Raw genomic sequence first — 22,535 nt, forward strand, 5'->3', positions numbered from 1 at the left:
GCCCCGCACCGGGAGCCTGAACGGGGGATCGCGCTCCGCCGGCGACGTGGCTGGCGTAGCGCGATCAGGGGCGTTCTCCCCGCTCAGTCGTTGAGCTTGTCCCGCAGGTCGGTCACCCGCTTCTCCAGCCGGTCCACCGCCTGCTCATTGTTGATGAACGTGCTGATGCCGGCGGCGAGCGCCAGCCCGATCAGCACCGCCAGGGCGCTGAGCACCAGACCACCGATCGCCACCCCGCGCCCGGTGACGCCGGGGCGCCGGCTCATCCGCAGTCCGAAGATACCCAGGATGAGCCCGATGATCCCCAGCAGCAGCCCGACCGAGGCCAGGATCGCGGTGAGCACGCTGAGCAGGGCCGCCACGCCGAAGACCAGCGAGAAGGTCGCTGCGGCGCTGGTCTTCGCCCCGCCCGCCGGTCCCGCCGGCCGGGCCGGGGCGGCTCCGCCGCCGCCTCGCATCGGTTCACTGGACGCTGTCATCACCCACACCTCACATTCCTCGCACTGGTTGCCGGCGGCGCATCCCCGCTCCGGCCACGCTTATGCGTCGGGGCCGGTCGTTTCCGGCGCCGCCGCTGCTCCTGCTCCTATTCGTCCCACTTCCGGGGCATGCCCGGGGCCCCGCCGGGGATCCAGGCGGTGACCCACGAGAGGAAGGACGAACCATGCGACTCACGGAGCAGCAGGTCCGCTCGATGTACGGGCAGGACGTCCAGGACCGCTCGGGCGCGAAGATCGGCAGCGTGGGCCAGGTCTGGGCCGATCCCAGCGGCGAGGCGACCTGGGTCAGCGTGAAGACCGGGGTGATGGGCCACCACGAGTCGATGGCACCGCTGCAGGCGGCCCGGATGCAGCAGGACGGGCGGCTTCAGGTGCAGTACGACAAGGCGACCGTGCGCAGCGCTCCCAGCGTGGAGACCGGCACCAACCAGCCGCTCAGCACCGAGCAGCTCGCCGAGCTCTACCGGCACTACCAGATCAGGGAGCAGGCCGCGCCGCCGCAGAAGAAGCCGGGCGCGCCGGAGGTGACCCGCTCCGAGGAGCGGCTGCGGGTCGGCACCGAGAGCGAGCCGGCCGGCGCCGCGCGACTGAGCAAGCGCGTGGTCACGGAGAACGTCCAGACCACCGTGCCGGTCGAGCACGACGAGGTCACTGTGGTCCACGAGCCGATCCTCGACGCCGACCGGGGCAATGTCCGGGCCGGCATCGGCGAGGAGCAGCGCGAGATGGAGCTGCGCGCCGAGCACCCGGTGGTCGGCAAGGACCAGGTCCCGGTCGAGCGGGTCCGGCTGAACAAGGACGAGGTCGTCGAGGAGCAGCCGGTCAACGCGCAGGTCCGCCGGGAGCTGGTGGACGCGGACGTGCCGGACCGGGCACGCCGCAAGCGCTGAGCCAGCGGCATCCCGGGCGGGTGGGCCACGGCCCACCCGTCCGGTCGTCCGTCTCCCGGGAACGTCGCACCGGCCACCTATGCTGACCGTCCATCGACGACGGGAGCACCCACGTGACCGTACGCCTCACCGGCGCCGAGGCGCTGGCGCTGCGGATGACCGGCCTGCTGCTGCGCCCGCACCCCACCGCGCGCCCGGAGAGCGTGGCCGGGGTGGTCGAGTGGTTCGGCGCCATGCAGGCCCAGGATCCGGCGAGCGGGCTCTGGTCACTCGGCGTACGCCTGCCCGGCCGGAACCAGGACGACGTGCGCGCGGCGCTGGAGCGGCGCGAGGCGCTGCGCACCTGGCCGATGCGGGGCACGGTGCACCTCGTGCCGCCCCGGGACGCGCGGTGGATGCTGACGGTGACCGGCGTCCGGGCGCTGGCCGGCGTGGCCGGCCGCTGGGCCCAGCTCGGCCTGACCGAGCCCGACGCCGACCGCGCCGCCGACGTGCTGGGCCAGGCCCTCGCGGGCGCGGGCCGCCTCACCCGCGCCGAGTGCCTGGCCGCGCTGCGCGACGCCGGCCTGGACACCACCGGCCAGCGCGGCTACCACCTACTCTGGTACGCCAGCCAGCGCGGCGTCACCTGCATCGCCCCGCACGTCGGCACCGAGCAGACGTTCGCGCTGCTGGACGAGTGGGCACCCGATCCGCACCGCCCCGAGCGGGACGAGGCGCTCGGCCTGCTGGCCCACCGCTACGTCCGCGGCCACGGCCCGGTGACCCGCCACGAGCTGGCCCGGTGGACCGGCCTGACGGTCACCGACGCCACCCGGGGCATCGCGGTGGCCGGCGAAGCGCTCGCCCCGGTCGAGGTGGACGGGGTGCCGGGCGTGGTCGACGCCGCCCTGCTCGACGCGCCCCGCACGCCGGTCGACGACGTGCACGCCCTGCCCGGCTTCGACGAATACCTGCTGGGCTACAAGGACCGCAGGCTGATGCTCGATCCGGCGCACGCGAACGCCGTCCTCCCCGGCAACAACGGGATCTTCCAGGCCACGGTGGTGTGCGGCGGCCGGACGGTCGGCACCTGGAAGCGCACCGTCGGCAAGCGGGCGGTCACCGTGACCGTGCAGCAGTTGACGCCGTTCGACGCCGCGCTGCGGGCCCGCGTCGAGTCGGCCCTCACCGGCTACGCCGACTTCCTCGGGCTGCCGCTGCGGCTCGCCTGGTAGCACGGACCCGGGCTGGTGAGCGGTGCCCACCGGCCCGGATCCGGGTGCCGTCAGTCGGCCAGTGCGCCGGCCGCCCGCCCCTCGTGCAGGGTGAGGTTGCGTCCGGTGGACGGGTCGAAGAGGTGGATCTTCTCCAGGTTGAACCAGACCCGCCGCGGCTCGCCCTCGCTGACCGGCGACTCCGCCGACAGCCGGGTGACCAGGCTCGACCCGGTCCCGGTGAAGTCGGCGGCCCCCGCGTCGGCGGCCAGTTCCTCCAGCTCGGCCGCGCTGGCCCGCTCCCCCTCGACGGTGAAGTAGACGTACTTGTCCGAGCCCATCGACTCGACGATGTCGACCGGCGCGTCGAACTCCAGGCCCCGGCGGCGGGTCTCGTCGTCGATCAGCGCGGCGTCCTCGAAGTGCTCCGGGCGGATGCCGAGGATCAGCTCGCGCGGGGCGTCCGCGCCGTCGAGCTGCCGGCGTACCCGGTCCCCGATCGGCACGTCCCCCAACGCCGTGCGCAGGTGAGCGTCCTCGACGGCGGCGTGCAGGAAGTTCATCGACGGCGAGCCGATGAACCCGGCGACGAAGAGGTTGCGCGGGTGGTCGTAGAGCTCCTGCGGCGGGCCGACCTGCTGCACGGCGCCACCCCGCATGATCACCACGCGGTCGCCGAGGGTCATCGCCTCGGTCTGGTCGTGGGTCACGTAGACCGTGGTGGCGCCGAGCTGCTTCTGCAGCCGCGACACGACCGTGCGCATCTGCACCCGCAGCTTGGCGTCCAGGTTGGACAGCGGCTCGTCCATGAGGAACGCCTTGGGCTGGCGGACGATCGCCCGCCCCATCGCCACCCGCTGCCGCTGCCCGCCGGAGAGGTTGGCCGGTTTGCGGTCCAGCAGCGGGGTCAGCTCCAGGACCTTCGCCGCCTGCTCCACCTTCTGCTGGATGGTCTCCCGGTCCAGCTTCGCCAGCCGGAGCGGGAAGGCCATGTTCTCCCGCACGGTCATGTTCGGATAGAGCGCGTAGGACTGGAACACCATGGCGATGTCGCGGTCGCGGGGCGCCTTGTCGTTGACCCGCTCCCCGGCGATGCGCAGCTCACCGGAGCTGATGTCCTCCAACCCGGCGATCATGTTCAGGGTGGTGGACTTCCCGCAGCCGGAGGGGCCGACCAGGATGACGAACTCGCCGTCGGCGATCTCCAGGTCGACGTCCTGCACCGCGGTGGTCCCGTCGGGGAACCGCTTGCTCACCTTGTCCAGCACGATGTCGGCCATGACAACACCACCTATCCCTTGACTGCGCCGGAGGTCAGGCCCGAGACGATGCGGCGCTGGAAGAAGAGCACGAACAGGACGATCGGAATGGTGATCACCACGGCGGCGGCACAGATCGCCCCGGTGGGGTCCTCGAACTGCGACTCGCCGGTGAAGAACGACAGCGCCACCGGGACCGTGCGGGCCCGCTCGGTCGAGGTGAGCGTGATGGCGAAGAGGAAGTCGTTCCAGCAGAAGATGAAGACCAGGATGGCCGTGGTGAACAACCCGGGCGCGGCCAGCGGGGCGATCACCCGCCGGAACGCCTGACCCTGGGTGGCCCCGTCCATCTTCGCCGCCTTCTCCAGGTCCCACGGGATCTGCTTGAAGAACGCCGAGAGCGTGTAGATCGCCAGCGGCAGGGCGAAGGTGATGTACGGCAGGATCAGCCCCGGCCAGGTGTCGAAGAGGCCGAGCTGCCGCTCGATCTCGAACAGCGGCGACACCAGCGACACCTGCGGGAACATCGCGATCAGCAGGGACACCCCGACCAGCAGCTTCTTGCCGGGAAAGTCCAGCCGGGAGATCGCGTACGCGGCCATCGCGCCCAGCACCACGGCGACCAGGGTCGCGATCAACGCGATGCCGATCGAGTTGACCAGGGCCCGGACGAACTGGTCGGTGTCGAAGATCGTCCGGTAGTTGTCCAGCGTCCACTGCCGGGGCCAGAACTTCCCGTCGGTGATCGTGGCCGAGGTCTTGAACGACAACGAGGCGATCCAGAGCACCGGGACCAGCGCGAAGACGACGACGATGACGTCCAGCAGGCCCCAGCGCAGCTTCGCCCGCGGGGTGGTTTCGGTGGCCATCTCAGCGCCTCTCCCCGTCGTCGCTGCCGGGGGCAGCGGTGCCGAACAGCTTCACGAACACGAACGCGATGACCGCCACGGTGAGGAGGATCAGCACCGACATCGTGGAGCCGATACCGAGGTTCAACCCCCGGATCAGGTTGTTGTAGGCGAGCATCGACACCGACGAGGTCTCGTTGCCGCCGGCGGTGAGCACGAAGATGTTGTCGAACACCCGGAACGCGTCGAGGGTGCGGAACAGCAGGGCGACCAGGATGGCGGGCTTCATCACCGGCAGCATCACCTTGGTGAACCGCTGCCAGGCGGTCGCGCCGTCGGTCGAGGCGGCCTTGAGCAGGTCCTCCGGCACCAGCGCCAACCCGGCCATCAGCAGCAACGCCATGAACGGGGTGGTCTTCCAGATCTCGGCCAGCATGATGATCGCCAGCGAGCTGGCCCGCTCGGTCAACGGGGCGCTGCCGTCGAAGAGGTTGGCCAGGTAGCCGGTGCCGGGCGTCCAGGCGTACCGCCAGGAGAAGGCGGCCACCACCGTCACGATGCCGTACGGGATCAGCGCCGAGGTGCGGACGATGCCCCGGCCGACCAGCGTCCGGTGCATGATCAGCGCCAAGCCCATGCCGAGCACCAGCTCGACCGCGACGGTGACCACCGTGATCAGCGCGGTCACCCCGAACGCCGTCCACCAGAACTGGTTGGTCAGCACGGTCGCGTAGTTCTCCAGCCCGATGAACTCGCGCTGGTCGGGGAAACGCAGGTCGAACCGCTGCAGCGACAACCAGACCGAGTAGAGGATCGGGTACGCGGTGACCAGCACCATGACCAGCGCGGCCGGGGCGCAGAGCAGCCAGCCGAGGCGCCGCTCGGCGCGCTTGTTCTCACTCAGCGGCGGCCTCGCCCGGCGGCGGGCCCGCTGCGTGGGCACGGCGGCGTGCCGGCCGGCGGGGCGCTCGGCCTCGGCGGCGACGTCCGCGCCGGCGGGAGTGGCGTTGATGCTCACGGCAGGACCCCCTTCGACTCGAGGGCGTCGGCGATGGCGTCGCGCAGCTCGTTCGCGGTCTGCTCGGGCCGGATGGCCGACGGCGGCGAGAGGATCGCCGACATGACCGTGGAGATGCTCTGGTACGCCGGTGTCAGCGGCCGGACCGCCGGCTCCTTGAGCTCCTCCAGGATGGTCTCCTTCATGGGGTACGCCTTGTCCATCTCCGGGTCGGCGTAGACGGCCTCGATGGTGGGCGGCACGCCGTCGTTGACCGCGGAGAACTTCTGGTGCTCGGCGTTGCGGATGCACTTCGCCGCCTCGAAGGACTCTGCCGGGTGCTTCGAGTAGGTGCTGACCGCCATGTTCACCCCGCCGATGGTGACCTTGCTCGGGGTGTTCGCGTCGATGCCGGGCATCCGCGCCCACTTGACCTTCTTCGCCAGGTCCGGGGCCGCCTCCTGCATCGCCGGGTAGACGAAGGGCCAGTTGACCTCGAAGGCGCCGGCGCCGGACTGGAACTCCAGCCGGACCGGGTCCTCGATGGCGTTGCTGAACGACGGCGAGGTCACGCCCGAGGTGGCGAACTTCTTGAGCTGGTCCAGCGCCCGCACGGTGCCGGCGTCCATCACGGCCCGCTTGCCGTCGTCGCTGAGGATCTTCCCGCCCGCGCTCTCGGCCAGGGTGTTGTAGAGAACGACCAGACCCTCGTACTGCGCCCCCATGGTGAGCACCTGGTACGGCTTCCCCTGCTGCTTCAGCTGCTGGGCCGCGGAGATCATCTCGTCCCAGCTCTTCGGTGGCTCCTGCACCAGGTCGCTGCGGTACCACAGGAGCTGCACGTTGGTGTTCTTCGGCGCGGCGTAGAGCTTGTCCTCGTAGCGGGCGGTGTCCAGCGGCCCGGCGAGGGTGCCCTGCTCCACCTCGGCCTTGTCCTGGCCGGTCCACTCCCGGATCCAGTCGGCGCTGGCGAACTCCTGGGTCCACGTGACGTCGAGGCCGAGCACGTCCATCCCGCGGTCCCCCGCCGCGAGCCGCCGCACCATCTGCACCCGCTGTTCGTCGGCCTGCCGCGGCAGCACCCGGTAAGCGATCCGGTAGCGCCCCTGGGCCTGCGCGTTGCAGTCGTCGACCACCTTCTGCAGGTTCTGCTCCGGCGGGTAGTACAGGTTGATGGTGGGCGGGCCCCCCTCGCCGCCGGATCCGCAGGCGGCCAACGGGGCCGTCAACGCGAGTGCCGCGGCTGCCGCCGCCGCACGCCGGGCCGGCCGCCGCCGCGGGGCCGTGTCGGGGTCTGTCGTCATCGCCCTCCCCCTCTCTTCGGCGAAGAGCCGGGGAGATCACCCGCGCCCCGGCGCACGGCGAGACGGTCGGGACGCCGGCCGTCGCCCCGCGCCCCGGGACGTTTCGTGCGGCAGACAGTGCCCTGGCTGCGACGCTGCGAAACCTGACGGTCACGGGACGGATACGACGGTCGACACCGTGGTGCCGGTCACCGCGCTGCGGGCCGGGCGGCCCCGGCCTACGCTCGGCCCATGGACGCCACCTTCTTCTTCGACCCGGCCTGCCCGTGGACCTGGCGCGCCTCCCGCTGGCTGGTCGCCGTGGCCGAGGCGCGCGGGCTGCGCGTCGAGTGGCGGGCGTTCAGCCTGGGCATCCTCAACGAGGGCCGGACCACCCCGGAGTACGCCGAGCTGATGGCCGCCTCCGGCCGGGCGCTGCGGCTGGTCGAGGCGCTGCGCGCCGAGGGGCGGCACCACGACGTGGCCCGCTTCTACACCGAGCTGGGCGTCCGCAGCCACGACGCCGGCAACCCGCTCTCCGACAAGATCGTGGCGGCGGCCGTGACGGCGGCCGGCCTGGAGCCCGCCGCGCCGGCGCTGGACGACGAGCACTGGGACCGGGCGGTGCACGAGTCGCATGCCCTGGCGTACGCCTCGGCGGGCCCGGACATCGGCTCGCCGGTGCTGATGGTCCCCGGCACCCGGCGGGGCATCCACGGCCCGATCCTCACCGAGGTCCCCGGCGTCGACGACGCCCTGACCATCTGGGACTCGCTGCTGCCGCTGCTGCGCCTGGAGACCTTCCACGAGGTCAAGCGCGGCCGGCACTGATCACCCCGGCGCGGGTCCGGACCCGCCCGGCATGATGGCCGGTTGATCGCGCGCTTCAAGGACCTTTGCCGGCGACGCGCCGACCCTCATTTCGATTACCCGGGTAAGTGACGGACCAGGCAGAAGGGATGCCCTGCGGGGTCGGCATAGATACGCCAACTGCGCCCGGCTTCATCGTCCAACACCGTTGCGCCCAGGGTCAGCACCTGCTCTTGCGCGCGGTCGAGGTCGGCAACACCGAAGTCCAGGTGAAACTGCTGGGGCCGGGCCGGGTCGGGCCAGAGCGGTGGCCGGTAGTCCGCCACCCGCTGGAAGGCCAGGACGAGGCCGGACGGCGTATGCAGCGTCGCCCAGTCGCCGCTGAGTGCCCATCGCTGATCCCGCTGGTTGACGGCACCGCCAAGGAGTGCCTGGTAGAACTCCGCAAGTTGGGCCGGGTGAGAGCAGTCCAGCACCACACACTGCAGGTCAGCGATCATGGGCCGACCCTACAAGCCGAAAGACGAACATGAAGACGCCCCGCCTTCCCGGCCCGTCCCACGCAGTGAACGGCGAGGCTACCCAGCGTGCGCCCGGTCGACTAGCGTTTCCCTAGCCCCGCAGCCAGCGCGTCGCCGTCGAAGTCGATACGCCTCCGGCCGACCCCCAGCCCGTCCGATCGGTTGGTTCTCGCGCGAACTCCCTCTTGCGGTCCCACCGGTTGGGCAGGATCCCCACGAGGAGGTGCCGTCGTGCAGGACACCCGCGCTCTCGCCCTGACGTTCGAGGTGAGCGGCCTGCCCCCGGTCAAGACCGAGGCCCTGTCCATCTTCGCCGCCGGGCACCGGCAGGCGACGAGGGTCCGCGCCCTGCTCCAGGCCGCCTGCACGGCGGCCCAGCGCACGGGGTGGACCCCGCTCACCGGTCCGATCGAGGTGGACATGATCATGCGCTGCCCGCCCGGGCACCGCACCTCCGACGCCAGCACCCTGCTGGGCGGGGTCTGCTCCGTGCTCCAGGACAAGAAGCGGGTGGCGAACATCGGCCTGGCCCACCTCGGGGTGCTGGTCGACGTCGCCCTCTGGTCCGACGACCGGCAGATCCGCCGGCTGTCCTACGTCGAGGAGCCGGCGGAGAACTTCTCGTACCAGGTCCGGGTGGCGGCCGTACCGAGGATGGTTTGACCGACGAGCGCGGTGGGGTACCGCGATCGCCGACGAAGGGAGCGCCGATGTCGGAGCCACATGTCACGCTCGATCCGAGCGGGCTCGATCCTGTGCAGCAGAAGCTGCGCGGCCCGCTGGAGGATCAGCTGACCTCGGCCCTGCAGGCGGCCGCCGACCGGGTCCGCGGCGGCTACGCGGGTGAGCCCGTGGAGGAGGTCTGCCGTCGGCTGCTCGACGAGACCCGCGCCGGGCTGCACCCGGACATCGCCGCCGGCTTCAACCCGGACATGGACGAGTTCTGCCGGGTCGCGGTGGCCATCGTCCGGGGCGAGGTCTCCTGACCCACGCGCGCCCGACCGCGTCGGCCAACAGGGCCGGCGCGGTCGTTCCGCGCGGCCCGGTCAGCCGCGTCGCACGTCGACGGCGACGACGTGGGTGCCGTCGGGGCGGGTGAACTCGCCCAGCCGCACCGGCAGCGTCCCGCCGGCCGGCGGCCGCAGGCCGAGCCCGAAGCTGAGGTGCCCCTCGAAATCGCCGGCCGCGGCCCAGCCGCGCAGCGTCGGGTAACCGATCCGGGACGGCGGCAGGTCGGCCATGGCGACGCCGCGCGCGTCGTGCGCCTGCGCCGGGTCGAACCGCACCGACAGGTAGGCGGTGCCAGGCAGTTCGACAGGCGCGCCACGACCCTCGGTCGACACCTGCGGGACGAAGCCGACCTGGTATGACGGCGTCGGACCGCGGAAGGCGAAGGTGATCCGGCTGAACCCCTCGGCCGGATGGTCCCCGAACCGCACCTCAACCAGGACGGGCAGCGGCTCCCCCGGCGCCGGGGTGACCGGCACCCGGACCTGGTGGGTCACCCGGGCGGACGTGGCGGGCACCGCCCAGCCGTAGGTCACCCGCCAGGAACCCTCGACGGGCGCCCCGCTGGTGGGCGCCGCCGCGGTGGCGGCGGGCGTGGTCGCGGCGGTCGCGCCGGAAGCCGGCGCCGTCGCGGTCGGGGCGGCCGCGCCGTCGTGGTCGGTCGTCGTGCAGGCCGCCGCGAGCAGCACGACCAGCCCGACGAGCAGTGGTACGCGCTGAGGTGCCATGAGTCACTGTCGCTCCGGCCGGCACTCGCCTGCCAGAGCCGATCGTCCCCGGTCAGCGAGCCGACCGGATCGGTCCAACCCCGCGACGGCAAGTGACCGTCGGTCCGCCGGCCCCGGGCCGGTGCGGTCGGTTCCGATCGACGCCCTACCAGAACCGGTCGTCCCGTGTCGGGGACCCGGCCCATCGGGCTGGTCCGGCCGTCGGCTCAACGCGGCACCCCGCGCCGGCCCGCCACCGCCATCGGGTCCGCCGCCGACTCCGCCCGCCACGTCGGCAGCGGGTGCAGCGCGGGCATCTCGGACAGCTCGGCCAGCTCGGCCGCGTAGTCCCGGACAAGCGGCGGCAGCCGGTACCCGCCGGAGGCATCCAGGCGGACCAGGTGGGCGTCGAGCAACATCTCCAGTGCCCGCCACACCCGCTCGGCCGGCACGCCCAGCCGCTCCGCGGTGTCCTCGGGCGGCACCGCCGCCTCCGGGTCGCCGCCGAGCAGCGCGAACAACCGCCCGGCCAGGTCGTCGTCGGCGCGGACGGCTGCGTAGCCGAGGTCGATGCGCTGCCGCACCGACAGGTCGTCGTCGGCCAGCCAGTCCAACCGGCGGCGGGGGTCGCGCAGCTCCACCAGCAGCTCGGCGACCGTGGCGGTCGGCCGCGCGGCCAGCCGGGACGCGACGATGCGCAGGGCCAGGGGAGACCCACCGCAGAGCCGGACCAGCTCGTCGGCGGCGACGGGGGCGCTGGCCAGCCGCTCTTCGCACCCGAGTGTGTGAAGCAGCGCCCGCCCATCCTCGGCCGGCAACGGGTCAAGGTCCACCCGAAGTACGCCGTCCAGGCTTCGCAGGTGCCGCTGAGTCACCACGATCAGCGCCGAGCCGGGGCCGGCCGGGACGAGCGCGCGCACCTGGGCGGCGTGGGTGACCCCGTCGACCACGATCATGATTCGGCGCTCGGCCAGCAGCGACCGCATCCGGCCGGCCCGCTCGGAGGTCCGCTGCGGGATCGCCGCGCCGTCGACGCCGAGCGCCCGGAGCACGCGGGCCAGCACCTCGTCCCCGGTGAAGGACGGCTGATAGCTCAGGTCGACGTAGACCTGACCGTCGGGGAAGTCGGCCGCTACCGCGTGCGCCACCCGTACCGTGAGCGCGGTCTTGCCGCTGCCGGCCGCACCACTGACCACCGCGGCAACCGAGGTGCGACCGGACAAGGCCGCCATCACCTCCGCCTGCTCTCGCGTACGTCCGACGAACGCCCCCAGCGCCGCCGGCAACTCCCGCGGTACCTCCCGGCCGTCGCGCTGCCTCACGTCCTCCCGGACCGTCACCGTGGGAGCCGGTGCTTCGTACGACAGCTCGGGAGAACGTTCGAGCACCGCGCGATGCAGGCGCTGCAGCTCCTCCCCCGGCTCGATGCCCAGCTGGTCCCGCAGCGCCGCTCGCGCATCCCGATAGGCGACGAGCGCCGCTGGCACATCGCCTCTGCGGTAGAGCGCCACGATCAGCTGCCCCCAGCTCCGTTCCCGCAACGGGTGGGCTGAGAGCAGGCGGCGGAGCTGAGGCAGTACGTCACCGTGCGCGCCGACCGCGAGCTGGGCGTCCACGAGGTCCTCGAAGACCTGGAGCCGCTGCTCCTCCAGGCTCATCCAGTGGTTGTCCAGAAGGGTGCCGCGAGAGAGCCCGTCACCGGCCGTCCCGCGCCACTGGTCTATCGCCCCGGTCAACGCATCGATAGCGCCAGCCGGGTTGCGTTCACTCAACCTAGACCGACCCTCCTCGGCGAGCCGCTGAAAGTCGGTCACGTCGAGCTCGCCTGGCGCGAGTCGCAGCTCGTACGCCTGCGGCCGGGCGAACAGCCGATCCCCCACCGCTTGACGGAGGGCGGCGGCGTGCGAGCGGAGGTTGGCCACCGCAGACGAGGGCGGGTCGGACCACACCTCGCCCGCGAGGCGCTGCAGGGACACCGGCCGGTTGGCCTCCAAGGCCAGGCCAGCAAGGACGGTACGGCGCTTCGCGGCCCCGGGTGTGAGCTGCTGACCATCGACCCAAAGCTCCATCGTGCCCAGTAGCCCGATACGAACCTGCATGTCTATCCCCCGTCGACGTTGAGCGCCGCTTACGCTAGGCGACCAGCCGCGTACGCAGCAAGAAGAGCAGCCGCATCGACAAGGTGAGGTATATCAATTTATTGTGCGGCGCGTCCCTGTAACGAAAAAGGGATTGTGAACGCAGCGTCGCTTTGCAAGCTGGGCCGGGCGACCTCGACGACCACATAAGCCCATCGTGGCGCGCGCACCTTTGAACGGCGATTAGCGCCATCCGATCATACAACGGTCCGGCGGAGGGACCGGCAAGCGGCGAGCGGCCAAGCGCGGCAGCAGAAAGCTGACCACGGCCGTCCTCCAGTCAACAGCCGCACCTCGCGACACCGTCTGAACACACTCGCGATGCCATCGTGCAACCTGATCGGTGACCGATCATGGACACGTCGCTCGGGCGACAGGCGAGCCGGGTAGGCGTCCCCAGAATCGCTCGGGGCGTGGCGCCCGCCGAGACAGTCCGCCGAATCGGATCCCAGCAGGTCCGGAGAACCCTCACCCGACGTGGGGCAGTAACCGCGGAGGTTGCCGGTTGGAGCGTCAGCATGCCGTTTCAGAGCAAGCGCGAGGTCGTCCCAGTCATTCCGGACGGCACCTCCCCAGCCACCCCCAAAGCTTCTGTGGCCGCCGCGCTTACATCAGCGCGGCGGCCACAGTGAACTGGAAGTCGCGAACCAGTGAAGCTTACCGGAGCGTGATCAGAATTAGATCACGGCCTAGGCACCAGACCGGCATTTTCGAATGATTCCAACCACATCCTTTTCATCAAGGACCCTCTCTACCATCCGCGCATATCCGTCCGCCTCGTTGGCGAGGGCACCGATTACATCGAACAGCCGCCTCACCTCCGTCGACATCTCGGGAGGGTCAGGCGATACTCGCCCATCCTTTAGTCCGAGCGGCCCCTCCTGCAGTTCGCTTACCAACCTCTCCGATATGCATCGACTTAATGCCAGGTAGGAGACGCCCGAGTCGTGGAGCATAGATCCTACCCCACGCATCTGCGGCGGCTCCTCCATCCGAACCAGCGAGAGTTGATGCGAGAGGGATGCGACGCCCAGCAGAACGTGTGATACGCGTACCCTCTCGTGCCCCATTCGGAGACATTGACGCTCCGACTCGGACCGCACGGCTGCCAACAGTCCGGCACTCCTGCCCTCGACCCTCTTGAAAGCGGTGCGAATGGGAAGCATCACCAACCGGGCTATACTGCCACTGGGGGCTACCCCCACCATCTCCAGGAAGTCAACAGCCGGCACCCACGGATGTTTCCCATAGCAGGAAGTGCCGCTCTCAATTTGTGCCACTAATTGGCCTTTGTCGACCTCTTCTGCTGTCAGTAGAGCGTGGGCGTAAGTGCCCTCCTTGCTTAGGAGGGCCAGCAGAACCTCTCGATCACCGGTCCACGGCAACCCCGCCTCTGCCGAGCGAATGCCGGCCTCACTCAGCACCTCACTCACGGCCCGCGTCCAACCCGGGCTGGAGCGGAAGTTCCCTCCCACGGATGACTTCGCAGCGTGGACTGCGACTTCGCGCAGAATCGCACGACTCTCGTAGAACCCCCCCTCGAGATCCAGAGAAGGCTCATGCGAGCCAGCACCGCGCGCCTGGCCGGACTGGGATGTGCGCAACGGCTTCAGACCCGGAAATCTTCTGGCGACACGCCGAGCGAATTCCACCAGAAGATCGTCGGTACCGATGATGCCCGTACCGAAATGCGCCGCTCTTTTGAACGCTGGCGTCAGCGCGGCCTGCACGGTCCAGGATGAATGGTCGACGACCAGTCGAGCCTGGTCAGACACTGTGCGTCCACCTACTCTCGTTGAGCATCCTAAAACCCCTTAATGAATCCCCAGGTAAAGCCAGCAACGAAGCCTATACTTCCGCCTGCCGCCATGCCAGTCTCCCGACCCACCTTGGGTATGAAGTCACCGACCTTCTTCCCCACGTTGGCGCCATGCTTGGACCAAGCCACTCCCTTCGCCAGGCCAGCACCAACCCGCGGATACTTGAAGCCAAATTCGTCGATTTTCCTCGAGATCCTGCCGGGCACCTTGGCGATCGCCTTGACCCCACGCCCAACGGCGATAGCCATTCCTGCCAGGTGTTGCGCAGCTCGGTCCCAGCTCCGGCTCAGAAGCCCGGGCGTCTTAACAACCGCGCGTTCCAGTTGGGCTACCTCGTCCGCCGCCCGGACCGCACGGAGGCCCCTTGCCGCTCGACCAGCTCCGAACGGCAGAGCCGCTGCGGCAGCCCAGGCGCAGCTCTCCACGTTCGGATTTTGGCTGCAATCATCCGCGTCCTTGATGCCGACGATCGACTCGGCCTTCACCTCAAAGGACTTCCAGCCCTCGTACACGTCGTGGAGCGCCCAGTCCGGGTTGTCCACGGTCTTGGCGTCAAGGTCGTCCAGACCGTCCTTCAGCTTGCTCCACCAGCTGCTGTCCGACTCCCCGTCGTCCGATGGCGGTACGTATGACCCGCCGCCATCGTTGATCCAGATGTGGCCGTCAACTTCTACATTGCTGATCGGGTTCCCGCCGGCGAAGGAATAGCGGCTGTTGTTCCACGGGTCGAGGCCGAGGTTCATGTCGGCCAAGGCGCCGTTGTAGCTGTCTCGGGACAGGAACCGGTTCAGGCCGGGGCTGTAGTCACGGAAGCCCATGTCGTACGACTCGGAGCTCTGGTCCCACCGCTTGGCGTTGAACCGGTACGCGTTGTACGGCTCCTTTGTCGGATCGGCCGCGTCGGGCTTGTCGATACCCGTGAACTGGGCGTCGTCGTTCTTGCCGTACGCGGTGTATCCGTAGGTGGCCTTCGTGTCGCCGGTGTCGTCGGTCAGCTGCTCGACATCGGTGTGCGGGTCGTAGCCGTAGTAGGCGTTCTCCTGGGTCCCGTCGTCCTTGTGCGTGATCTGGGACAGGCGCTGACCCCACGGCGAGTACTGGTACGACTTGGTCAGCTTGCCGGCGACCTCCTCGTCCAGCACCTCGCTCGACAGGCCGAGGTAGTTGAACGTGGTGGTCTTTTCCTTCGCGCCACCGGCGTCGGTCGTCTTGGTGGCGGTCCGGTCCAGCGGGTCGTACGTGTACTTCGTCGTCGACGTGCTCGTGCCGTTGTTCTTGCGGTTCTCGATGACGTGGTCGAACCCGTCATAGACATTGCGCTCGAGAACCGTGCCCGCGGCGGTCACCGTGTCGAGGCGCCCGAACGGGTCGTAGTTGTACGACGAGGTCGCGCCACCCGCACTGGCGGTGAGGAGCCGGTTCCGGTCGTAGTTGAACGTCGTCGTGGTGCCCTTGAGGGTCTGCTCGATGACGTTGCTGTTGGCGTCGTGGATGTAGGTTTCCAGGCCGGCGCCGTCCCCGATCTTCGTCAGGGTGGCCAGGCGGTCCCGCGGGTCGTAGGTGTAGGTGCTGGTGGTGCTGAGGTACGCCGAGTGGTTGTCGGCGTTCATCTTCCTGGCGGCATCGCGGGTGCGGTTGCCGTTCAGGTCGTAGGTGTAGGTGTGCTCCGACACCACCGTCGCGTTGGGCTTCTTCTCGACCTGGGTGTTCAGCAGCCCGTCGAGGTAGTACGTGTAGTCGACGGTGTTGCCGTTGCCCTTGGTTTCCTTCAGCTTCTCGCCACGGTCGGTGTAGGTGAAGGTGGTGGTCTTGCTGCCCGAGTCCGTGGCGGACTTGCCGTTCACCACCTCCGACACCAGGTCGCGCGGGTCGTAGGTGTAGCCGGCGTACTGCTTGTCGTGGGTGGTGGTCAGCGGTGCGCTGTTCTCGTTGTAGCTGAACGAGGTGGCGTTGGTGACCGTCCCGGACTTGCTCTCCGTGACCGTCTTCACCTGGTTCAGTCCGGTATAGACGACCGAGTAGTCGTCCACCCGGGCGCCCGGAGAGGCGTCCGTGATTTTTTCCAGGTTGCCGTTCGGGTCGTAGCGGTAGTGGTAGTCGTGCTTCTCGTTGTCCGCCTCACCTGTGTTGTCGCGGACGAGCTTCACGGCGTCCGCGACGACCGTGCCGGTCGCCTGGTCGGACAGCGACACCTTGTGGCTGTTGCCCTCTGTGAAGCTGTACGAGCCGAGGCTCACCCAGGTCCCGGTGTTGGTGCTCTGGTTGACCGTCTTCGGGGTGCTGCCGCCGCCGTGGCTCACCGTGTACTTCGCGTCGATCGCCGCGCCGGTGACCTGCGGGTAGCGGGCGAAGACCTCGTACGTGCCGGACTGCGGCACGTTGAGTTGCCAGGTGAACGTGTTCGAACCGGTCCCGGCGGGGCGGGTCGCGTAGTTGGTGCCGTACTCGCCGGCGGCCGAACTCGCGACGGTCCAGGTCCCGGTCGCCGACGCGTTGTTGAACTCGGAGTTGTCCACCAGGACGACCTGCTTGCCGACCGGCACGCCCTCGTCCGAGCGGGACTTGAGCTTGCCGTCCGGGAAGTACGACCAGATCATCGTCCGGTTCGACGACCCGCCGGCCGAGGTGACCGTTCGCTCGGTCTGGGCACCCAGGTCGTTGTAGTCGTACGAGGTGACGATGTCCCACGGGTCGGACGAGGACTTCGTCCAGCCGTTGTCGTAGTAGGTGTACGTGGTGTTGTTGCGGTCCGTCTGCCCGGCCGACGGGGGCGCCGACAGAGTCGTCAGGCGACCCACGGCGTCGTACTGGTAGGTGGTGACATCCGCCGTCTTGTAACGGCTGTCGTCCTGGTCGTACGCGCTCTGGGTCTCCTTGACCCGGTTGAGCTTGTCGTAGACGGTGACCGTGGCGAAGTCGTTCGCATCCAGGTCGGTGGCCACGCCGCGGGGGGTGATCACCTTGGTCTGATTGCCGACCTCGTCGTACTCGTACCTTGTGGTGCGGTAGGTGATGGTGCCGTTGTCGTTCTTGTGCGGCACCTTGACCTCGGACGGCTTGCCACGCGGGTCGAGCGTGACCTCGGTGGTGTTGCCGAGCTGGTCGATGGTGGCCGTGACCAGGCCGTCACGGTCGTAGGTGCTGCTGGTGGACTTGCCGAGCGCGTCCGTGCTCTTGGTGACCCGGTGCGCCTGGTCGTACGCCAGCTTGGTGGTGTAGTCGGCGGTGTCGGCCGTCGCGTTCTTGCGCGGGTCGACCACGGTGACGACGTTGCCGACGTTGTCGTACTCGTAGGTGATCTTGTCACCCTTGGCGTTGGTGACGCTGGTGAGCTGGTAGATCTCGTCGTAGCCGTTGGTGGTGGCGTAGTCACCGACATCCGGCGAAAGGTTGCCCTTGGGCTCGGTGGTAGTCAGCAGGTTGCCGACCTTGTCGTAGGTGAACGACGCCTTCCGCTCCGGGTCGCCCGCGACATCCACCGGCGCCTTGGTCCATTTGAGCTGGTCGGCTTCGTCGTAGTAGGCCGTGGTGACGGCGGCGTTCGGCGCTGTCGACTCCGTGACGTTGTCGTTCGCGTCGTACGTCGGTGCCGGGGTGGTGATCCAGTCATCGCCGAGCTGGTCCTTCGCGACCTTGTTCTCCAGCGGACGGCCGAACGTGTCGTACGTCTGCGTGGTGTCGTGGGTAAGCGCGTCGGTCACCTTGAGGACCTGGCCACGTACGTCGTAAACGAACTTCGTCTGCTTCTGGTCGGCGTCCGTGATGGTCTGGGGGTAGCCGTTCGGGTCGAAGCCGTTGTACCCCGTGGTGTTGCCGTTGGCGTCGGTCGCCGTCAGCATCTGACCCCAGGCGTCGTACGTGTATGTGGTCTTGTAGTCGTCCGGGTCGGTCGTGGTGTTGCCGATCGGGTCGACAACCCAGGACAGGTCACCGTCGGCCTCATAGCCGAAGGTTGACTTGCGGCCCTTCGGGCTGGTCTTGCTGACCAGGTCGGCGACATAGCCGCCCAGCTGGTACTGGTAGGTCAGCGTCGTGCCCGGCCAGCCGTTCTTGACCGCCTCCGCGTCCTTGATCTCCGTCGGATAGCCGGTCTTCGGGTCATACTTCCAGCTCGACACCGCGCCGTTGTCCTCGGTGAGCGTGGTGACGTTGTGGTCGTCGTCCCAGCCCAGCGTCGTGACCTGGTTCTTGGCGTTGGTGGTCTGGTACGGGCGGCCGAATTCGTCCATCCGGTACGCCGTCGCGTGGTTCTCCGCGTCGGTCACCGTGGCATCGATCTTGGTGCCCTGCGGCCCGTCCGGGTCGACGTAGCCGAACTGGGTCAGTTTGTCGAGCCGGTCGGTGTAGGACTTGGTGGTCCAGTGGAACTTCGGGTCGTCGCCGGTCTTCGGGTAGTTGTACTCCAGCTTGGTGGCGTAGGAGGACTTGGCGGCGTTGGCCCGCGGGTCCGTGATCTTGACCAGCTTGACGTTCTTGTTGCCCTGGGTCATGTCGTAGGCGAACGTGAACGTCTTCGGCGCGCCGTTGGTCGACCCGGCACCGTCGATCATTTCGCCCAGCAGACCCTTGTCGGTGTAGGTGAAGGTCAGCTTCCGCCCGGAGATGTCGGTGATCTGCGAGACGTGGTCGATGATTTTGGGGTTGGTCAGGCCGCCCGTGGCCCGAACCTTGGCCCAGGTGGTGTCGTCGATGTAGTCGTACGTCTGCCCCTTGGCGTAGTAGTCCAGGGTCAGCGTCGTCCGGCCGGCCGGGTCGGTGATGTACTTCAGGAACTTGGTCGGCTTGTTGTTCGACCGCCGCTCCTCGTAGGCGAAGGACATCTCGTTGCCGTTGTTGTCGACGGTGCTGGTGAGGAAGCCCTCACAGTCGTAGTAGAACTGCGTCCGGTCCGGCTTCGTCAGCCGCCAGGCCCGCGGCTCGTCGGTGTTCGGCTTGCAGTCGAGGCTGGTGACCTTCTGCAGGTAGAGGTGCACGCCCTTCGGGCTGATCCACTCTCCCGTCTGGTCGTTCAGGGTGAAGCGGTGGGCGGTGCCGTCACCGTCGGTGAGGGTGACCGTCCTCGGGTTCGGGTTCGGGTGGAAGTCCAGCGGGGTGCCCAGGCGCATCATCGACGACGCCTGCAGCGACCAGCCGAAGCCGGCTGCGGAGTCCGAGGTGTCCAGCGAGTTGTAGGACAACCGCACGAACGTGGACAGGCCCCGCGACGGGTTGCTCAACGCGTCGTACGACCAGACGCTGTTGCCGGCGAACAGGTTGTTCATCAGGGTGCCGCCGGCGCCGGTGTTCTTGCCCGCGTACGAGTAGAACTTCTCCAGGCCCAACTGGTCGGAGGTGGGCTCCTCCACCGCGATGTCCTGCGCCAGCGCACCGACTCCGGTCAACTTGGTGCCGTCGGCCTTGCTCAGCTCCCACTTCAGCGTGTAGTTGTTGCGCCGGTTGCCGTCGGCACCGGTTGCTGGGGCCTTCACCTGGGCGGTGACGTCCACGCTGCTCGTGCCGGTCTGACCGATCGGCACCACGTCCACGGGCAGCGGCGTCCGCAGCGAGGTCCCGGCCGTCGGGACCGGCGAGCCGTCCGGCAGCGTCCAGCTGTACGACAGCGCCCAGTCGCTCTTGAGCCAGGTGGCGGACGTCGTGTTGGCGATGGTGACCGGGACGCTGTAGGTGCCGTCGGTGGTCATGGTCGACGGGGTGGTCGGCGCGTAGTAGGTCTGCGCGGCGTCCGGCTGGGTGTAGACGACCTGCAACTGCGGGCGCAGCGGCTCGGTGCCCTCGCTGGACAGGAAGAGGCTGTCCTCCTTCAGCCGGCCGGCCTCGTCGGCGTACTTGACCAGGAAACCCTTGTTCGTGCCCGGGCTGGTGACCCAGTTCTGCACCGAGTCCTTGACCGTCCAGCGCCGCCACTGCGGCGGGTCGTCGACGCCGAAGGGGCCCACCGCGGCCATGGGCGTCGTCGCGTAGTCACCGCCGGCGACGGTCCAGTTGGTGGTGCTGGTCGCCTTCTTCCAGGTCGCCACGGCCGGGTCGAACCCGGTGTTCAGCGGGTACGCCTGGTAGGTCGACACCTGCGAGGTGCCGATGACGGTGCTGAAGCCCCACACGTTCAGGGAGCTGGAGAGCACCTTCGCGTTCGCCGGGATGGACGAGGTGTCGAAGCGCATCAGCGACCGGGTGTAGCCGTAAGTGGCGGAGTTGTTGCCCACCATCAGCTGCGGCTTGCCGGCCAGCGTGTCGAAGTTGGCGTCCGGCTTGGTGGAGGAGAGCACGACGTCCGCGCCGGCCGGGATGGTCTGCACCACCTGGCCGGACTTGGGCAGCTTGGCGACCTGGGCCGCGGACGGCACCAGCGCGCCACCGGTGGTCTTGACCGCCACCTGGTAGTAGTACGTCTGCGCGTACGGGTCCGTGGAGGTCGCCGGGGTCGGCGTGGCGGTGGTGTCGGTGTACGACGTGACCGCCTTGTTCACCGGCGCGACCAGGGTGGCCGCGGTCGGGGTGAAGTTCGGCGTGGTCGACCGGTGCACCTGGTACTCGGCGATGTCCCCGCCGGAGTAGCTCGACCAGCGCAGCGCGGCGCCCGTGGGGTACAGGGTGCCCGGCGGGTCGAGGACGACGCCGGGGTTGCCGTAGGTGACAACCAGCTTCGGCATGTTCTGGGTCTCGCCGTTGAAGAGGTCCTCACCCGACTCGTAGCGTGGGCCGCCGTGGCCCAGCCGGGCCTCGTCCACGGCCTTGATCATGAAGCCGTGGTTGCTGGTCGAGTCGTTGAGCCACTTCTGGACCAGGTTGGTGGCGGCGAAGCTGTGCCAGACGTTGGTCTCGTTGGACTTCTTCAGCCCACCGGACTTCGTCAGCCGGACCGCGTCGGCGATCACCGCCGCGTTGCTGCCGGAGTTGGCGTCGGTCAGCACGACCCGGCCGACGGTGCCGGCCTTGAACGGGTACGTGCCCAGGCTGGCCCAGTCGGCGTTGGTGGGCTGCTTCTGGCTGATCGTCTTGCTGGCGACGGTACCGTCGCCGTAGGTGACGTTGTAGACCGTGTTCGCGTTGCGGTCGGTGGCCGGGACGTAGTGTGCCTCGACGGTGTAGTCGCCATCCTCGGGGACGGTGGGCATCCAGGTGTAGGTGTCCCCCAGCACCGCGTCGTTGTTGACGAGGTACGTCCCCTTGACGGCGTCCTTGGTGAGGCTGCTGGTGGAGGCCGGCCAGGCGCCCTTTGCCGCGACCTGGCCAGTGTCGGTGTCGTCGACCATCGTCACCGTGGCGGCACCGGCACCCATCTCGGCGTTGATGCCGTTCCAGGTGACCGTCTCGTCCCAGTCCTTGGTGACCTCGCGGACCTCCATCGGGACGTCGTACGCGTCGGTCGTGTGACTGGTGTCGTAGTACATCTGCAGCGACGCCGAGTCGACCGTGGTGTTGGCCGGGATCGCGTCCAGCGCGAACCGGACCAGGGCGCGCGAGGCGCCGGCCGTGGTGGTGCCCACCGAAAGCCGCCAGAGGTTGCCGAAGGGTTGCGCCGGGGTGTCCTGGGTGACCATCGCGTCGACGGCGTTGCTCCCGCTCGGCTGGATCTTGATGGTGGGGTCGACGGTGACCGGCCAGACCCGCTTCGGGTCGGCGAGCCAGTCCTTGTCGGCGGCCACGTCGATCGCCCACCGGCCACCCTCGGCCCGCAGCTTCTGGGTCACCTTGAGGCTGTAGGCGAAGCCGTACGGCGACGACTTGTCAGCCTTGGCGTCGTACATGAACGGGGCCGGCATGACCAGCAGCACCCGGTTGTCCAGCGGGGACCGGAACTCGATCGCGCCGTCCTCGCGCTGGGAGACCTTGAGCCGGCCCGCGTCGAGGGTGAAGGTCATCGCGGCGGTGGCGGACGCGTCGCGCAGCACCAGGCGCTCCTTGAGCGCGGTGGCGGTCACGTCGTACGCGAGGTCGACGCCGTTGGCGATGCCGGGGTAGGTGGCGGTGTGGCCGGTCAGCACCGGCTTCACCGTGCGCGGCGCGCCGGCCAGGCCGAGGGTGACCTGCTCACCGTCGAGCTCGAAGCGGGTCAGCTTCGCCGTGGAGGCACCGAACCGGCTGCGGAACGTGTTGGTGGTGTTGGCGGCGGCGAAACCGGCCGCCGTCGAGGGCGAGACGGTGGTGTCGATCGGCTGCCAGGTGCCCTTGGCGTCCCGGTAGTGGCGCGGCGCGGCGGAGATCTCCGCCTGGAGCCGGCCGTCGGACATCGCGAAGACCCGCGTGGTGGCGGTCCGCCGCCCGGTCAGCTCCTTCACCCGCTTGGCGGGCTTCTTGCGTACACCGGTGGGAAGCTTCTGCGCCATGTACAGGCCGGCGCGGACCCCCTCGGCCGGCGCCTTGGCCCGGCCGCCGTCGACCAACTGCCGCGCGCCCCGGCCGAGCCGGTCCAGGAAGCTCTCCTCCTTGCCGGACGAGGCGGTCGACGACCGCTCCGGCGCGGATCGGCGGAGCACCTCCATCCCGCCGAGCGTGGCCACCAGGGCCAGCACCAGGGCCACCACCAGTGGCCCCCGCAATCTCTGTCTCACCCGTCG

16 protein-coding genes are annotated in these 22,535 nt (G+C 69.2%); 6 read left to right on the forward strand and 10 right to left on the reverse strand.

Translation table 11 applies throughout. The features are described from left to right. Positions 1–83 precede the first annotated feature (83 nt). Positions 84–479 carry a hypothetical protein gene (locus AB0F68_RS19475; protein WP_357340011.1) on the reverse strand — a complete coding sequence of 132 codons (396 nt, stop codon included), beginning with the start codon at positions 477–479 and terminating at the stop codon, positions 84–86. 185 nt (positions 480–664) lie between these two features. Between AB0F68_RS19475 and AB0F68_RS19480 the strand changes: the two genes are divergently transcribed. Both AB0F68_RS19480 and AB0F68_RS19485 read left to right on the forward strand, forming a co-directional pair. Then, positions 665–1,390, forward strand: a complete 726-nt coding sequence (locus AB0F68_RS19480) for a YsnF/AvaK domain-containing protein (protein ID WP_357340016.1) — start codon at positions 665–667, stop codon at positions 1,388–1,390. A 113-nt stretch (positions 1,391–1,503) separates the two neighbouring features. Continuing rightward, complete coding sequence (locus AB0F68_RS19485; RefSeq protein ID WP_357340018.1) at positions 1,504–2,607, forward strand: winged helix DNA-binding domain-containing protein; 1,104 nt, start codon at positions 1,504–1,506, stop codon at positions 2,605–2,607. A 50-nt stretch (positions 2,608–2,657) separates the two neighbouring features. Here AB0F68_RS19485 and ugpC read toward each other — a convergent pair whose 3' ends face one another. From ugpC to AB0F68_RS19505, 4 genes are read right to left on the reverse strand one after another with little or no spacing between them, the layout of a single operon-like run. Beyond that, positions 2,658–3,866 carry a sn-glycerol-3-phosphate ABC transporter ATP-binding protein UgpC gene (gene ugpC, locus AB0F68_RS19490; RefSeq protein WP_357340020.1) on the reverse strand — a complete coding sequence of 403 codons (1,209 nt, stop codon included), beginning with the start codon at positions 3,864–3,866 and terminating at the stop codon, positions 2,658–2,660. An 11-nt stretch (positions 3,867–3,877) separates the two neighbouring features. Continuing rightward, positions 3,878–4,714: a carbohydrate ABC transporter permease gene (locus tag AB0F68_RS19495; RefSeq protein WP_357340031.1), complete on the reverse strand. Its 837-nt coding sequence runs from the start codon at positions 4,712–4,714 to the stop codon at positions 3,878–3,880. Position 4,715: 1 nt separating this feature from the next. Then, a complete protein-coding gene (locus AB0F68_RS19500; RefSeq protein WP_357340033.1) occupies positions 4,716–5,711 on the reverse strand; it encodes a sugar ABC transporter permease in 996 nt (331 codons plus the stop codon). Then, a complete protein-coding gene (locus AB0F68_RS19505) occupies positions 5,708–6,994 on the reverse strand; it encodes an ABC transporter substrate-binding protein (RefSeq protein ID WP_357340035.1) in 1,287 nt (428 codons plus the stop codon). Before AB0F68_RS19505 ends, AB0F68_RS19500 begins: the two co-directional genes overlap by 4 nt. A 231-nt stretch (positions 6,995–7,225) precedes the next feature. Between AB0F68_RS19505 and AB0F68_RS19510 the strand changes: the two genes are divergently transcribed. Beyond that, positions 7,226–7,804, forward strand: a complete 579-nt coding sequence (locus tag AB0F68_RS19510; RefSeq protein WP_357340038.1) for a DsbA family protein — start codon at positions 7,226–7,228, stop codon at positions 7,802–7,804. A gap of 95 nt (positions 7,805–7,899) precedes the next feature. Here AB0F68_RS19510 and AB0F68_RS19515 read toward each other — a convergent pair whose 3' ends face one another. After that, positions 7,900–8,283 carry a VOC family protein gene (locus tag AB0F68_RS19515; RefSeq protein WP_357340040.1) on the reverse strand — a complete coding sequence of 128 codons (384 nt, stop codon included), beginning with the start codon at positions 8,281–8,283 and terminating at the stop codon, positions 7,900–7,902. A gap of 252 nt (positions 8,284–8,535) precedes the next feature. Here AB0F68_RS19515 and AB0F68_RS19520 point away from each other — a divergent pair, with 252 nt between their 5' ends. Together AB0F68_RS19520 and AB0F68_RS19525 are read left to right on the forward strand one after the other, a co-directional pair. Continuing rightward, complete coding sequence (locus AB0F68_RS19520; RefSeq protein ID WP_357340042.1) at positions 8,536–8,967, forward strand: hypothetical protein; 432 nt, start codon at positions 8,536–8,538, stop codon at positions 8,965–8,967. A 47-nt stretch (positions 8,968–9,014) separates the two neighbouring features. Continuing rightward, complete coding sequence (locus AB0F68_RS19525; RefSeq protein ID WP_357340044.1) at positions 9,015–9,290, forward strand: hypothetical protein; 276 nt, start codon at positions 9,015–9,017, stop codon at positions 9,288–9,290. 60 nt (positions 9,291–9,350) lie between these two features. On the opposite strand, the gene AB0F68_RS19530 is transcribed toward AB0F68_RS19525, so the two are convergent. From AB0F68_RS19530 to AB0F68_RS19540, 3 genes are all read right to left on the reverse strand, one after another. Then, entirely contained in the window at positions 9,351–10,040 is a 690-nt protein-coding gene (locus AB0F68_RS19530; RefSeq protein WP_357340046.1) for a hypothetical protein, read from the reverse strand. Between the two features lie 206 nt (positions 10,041–10,246). Continuing rightward, entirely contained in the window at positions 10,247–12,118 is a 1,872-nt protein-coding gene (locus AB0F68_RS19535) for a BTAD domain-containing putative transcriptional regulator (RefSeq protein ID WP_357340048.1), read from the reverse strand. A gap of 728 nt (positions 12,119–12,846) precedes the next feature. Then, positions 12,847–13,590 carry a hypothetical protein gene (locus AB0F68_RS19540; protein WP_357340050.1) on the reverse strand — a complete coding sequence of 248 codons (744 nt, stop codon included), beginning with the start codon at positions 13,588–13,590 and terminating at the stop codon, positions 12,847–12,849. Positions 13,591–13,716: 126 nt separating this feature from the next. Here AB0F68_RS19540 and AB0F68_RS19545 point away from each other — a divergent pair, with 126 nt between their 5' ends. After that, entirely contained in the window at positions 13,717–13,899 is a 183-nt protein-coding gene (locus AB0F68_RS19545) for a hypothetical protein (RefSeq protein WP_357340052.1), read from the forward strand. 62 nt (positions 13,900–13,961) lie between these two features. Here the strand turns inward: AB0F68_RS19545 and AB0F68_RS19550 are convergent, their stop codons facing one another. Beyond that, positions 13,962–22,529 carry a DNRLRE domain-containing protein gene (locus tag AB0F68_RS19550; RefSeq protein ID WP_357340055.1) on the reverse strand — a complete coding sequence of 2,856 codons (8,568 nt, stop codon included), beginning with the start codon at positions 22,527–22,529 and terminating at the stop codon, positions 13,962–13,964. Positions 22,530–22,535 lie beyond the last annotated feature (6 nt).

It is taken from the genome of Micromonospora sp. NPDC023966, assembly GCF_040639095.1.
Classification (GTDB): domain Bacteria; phylum Actinomycetota; class Actinomycetes; order Mycobacteriales; family Micromonosporaceae; genus Micromonospora.

Excerpts from the sequence above, each read along its gene's own strand:
- AB0F68_RS19475 (WP_357340011.1), bottom strand. The coding sequence starts at position 479 with ATGACAGCGTCCAGTGAACCGATGCGAGGCGGCGGCGGAGCCGCCCCG.
- AB0F68_RS19480 (WP_357340016.1), top strand. The coding sequence starts at position 665 with ATGCGACTCACGGAGCAGCAGGTCCGCTCGATGTACGGGCAGGACGTC.
- ugpC (WP_357340020.1), bottom strand. The coding sequence starts at position 3,866 with ATGGCCGACATCGTGCTGGACAAGGTGAGCAAGCGGTTCCCCGACGGG.
- AB0F68_RS19495 (WP_357340031.1), bottom strand. The coding sequence starts at position 4,714 with ATGGCCACCGAAACCACCCCGCGGGCGAAGCTGCGCTGGGGCCTGCTG.
- AB0F68_RS19505 (WP_357340035.1), bottom strand. The coding sequence starts at position 6,994 with ATGACGACAGACCCCGACACGGCCCCGCGGCGGCGGCCGGCCCGGCGT.
- AB0F68_RS19510 (WP_357340038.1), top strand. The coding sequence starts at position 7,226 with ATGGACGCCACCTTCTTCTTCGACCCGGCCTGCCCGTGGACCTGGCGC.
- AB0F68_RS19515 (WP_357340040.1), bottom strand. The coding sequence starts at position 8,283 with ATGATCGCTGACCTGCAGTGTGTGGTGCTGGACTGCTCTCACCCGGCC.
- AB0F68_RS19525 (WP_357340044.1), top strand. The coding sequence starts at position 9,015 with ATGTCGGAGCCACATGTCACGCTCGATCCGAGCGGGCTCGATCCTGTG.
- AB0F68_RS19530 (WP_357340046.1), bottom strand. The coding sequence starts at position 10,040 with ATGGCACCTCAGCGCGTACCACTGCTCGTCGGGCTGGTCGTGCTGCTC.
- AB0F68_RS19535 (WP_357340048.1), bottom strand. The coding sequence starts at position 12,118 with ATGCAGGTTCGTATCGGGCTACTGGGCACGATGGAGCTTTGGGTCGAT.
- AB0F68_RS19545 (WP_357340052.1), top strand. The coding sequence starts at position 13,717 with ATGCGAGCCAGCACCGCGCGCCTGGCCGGACTGGGATGTGCGCAACGG.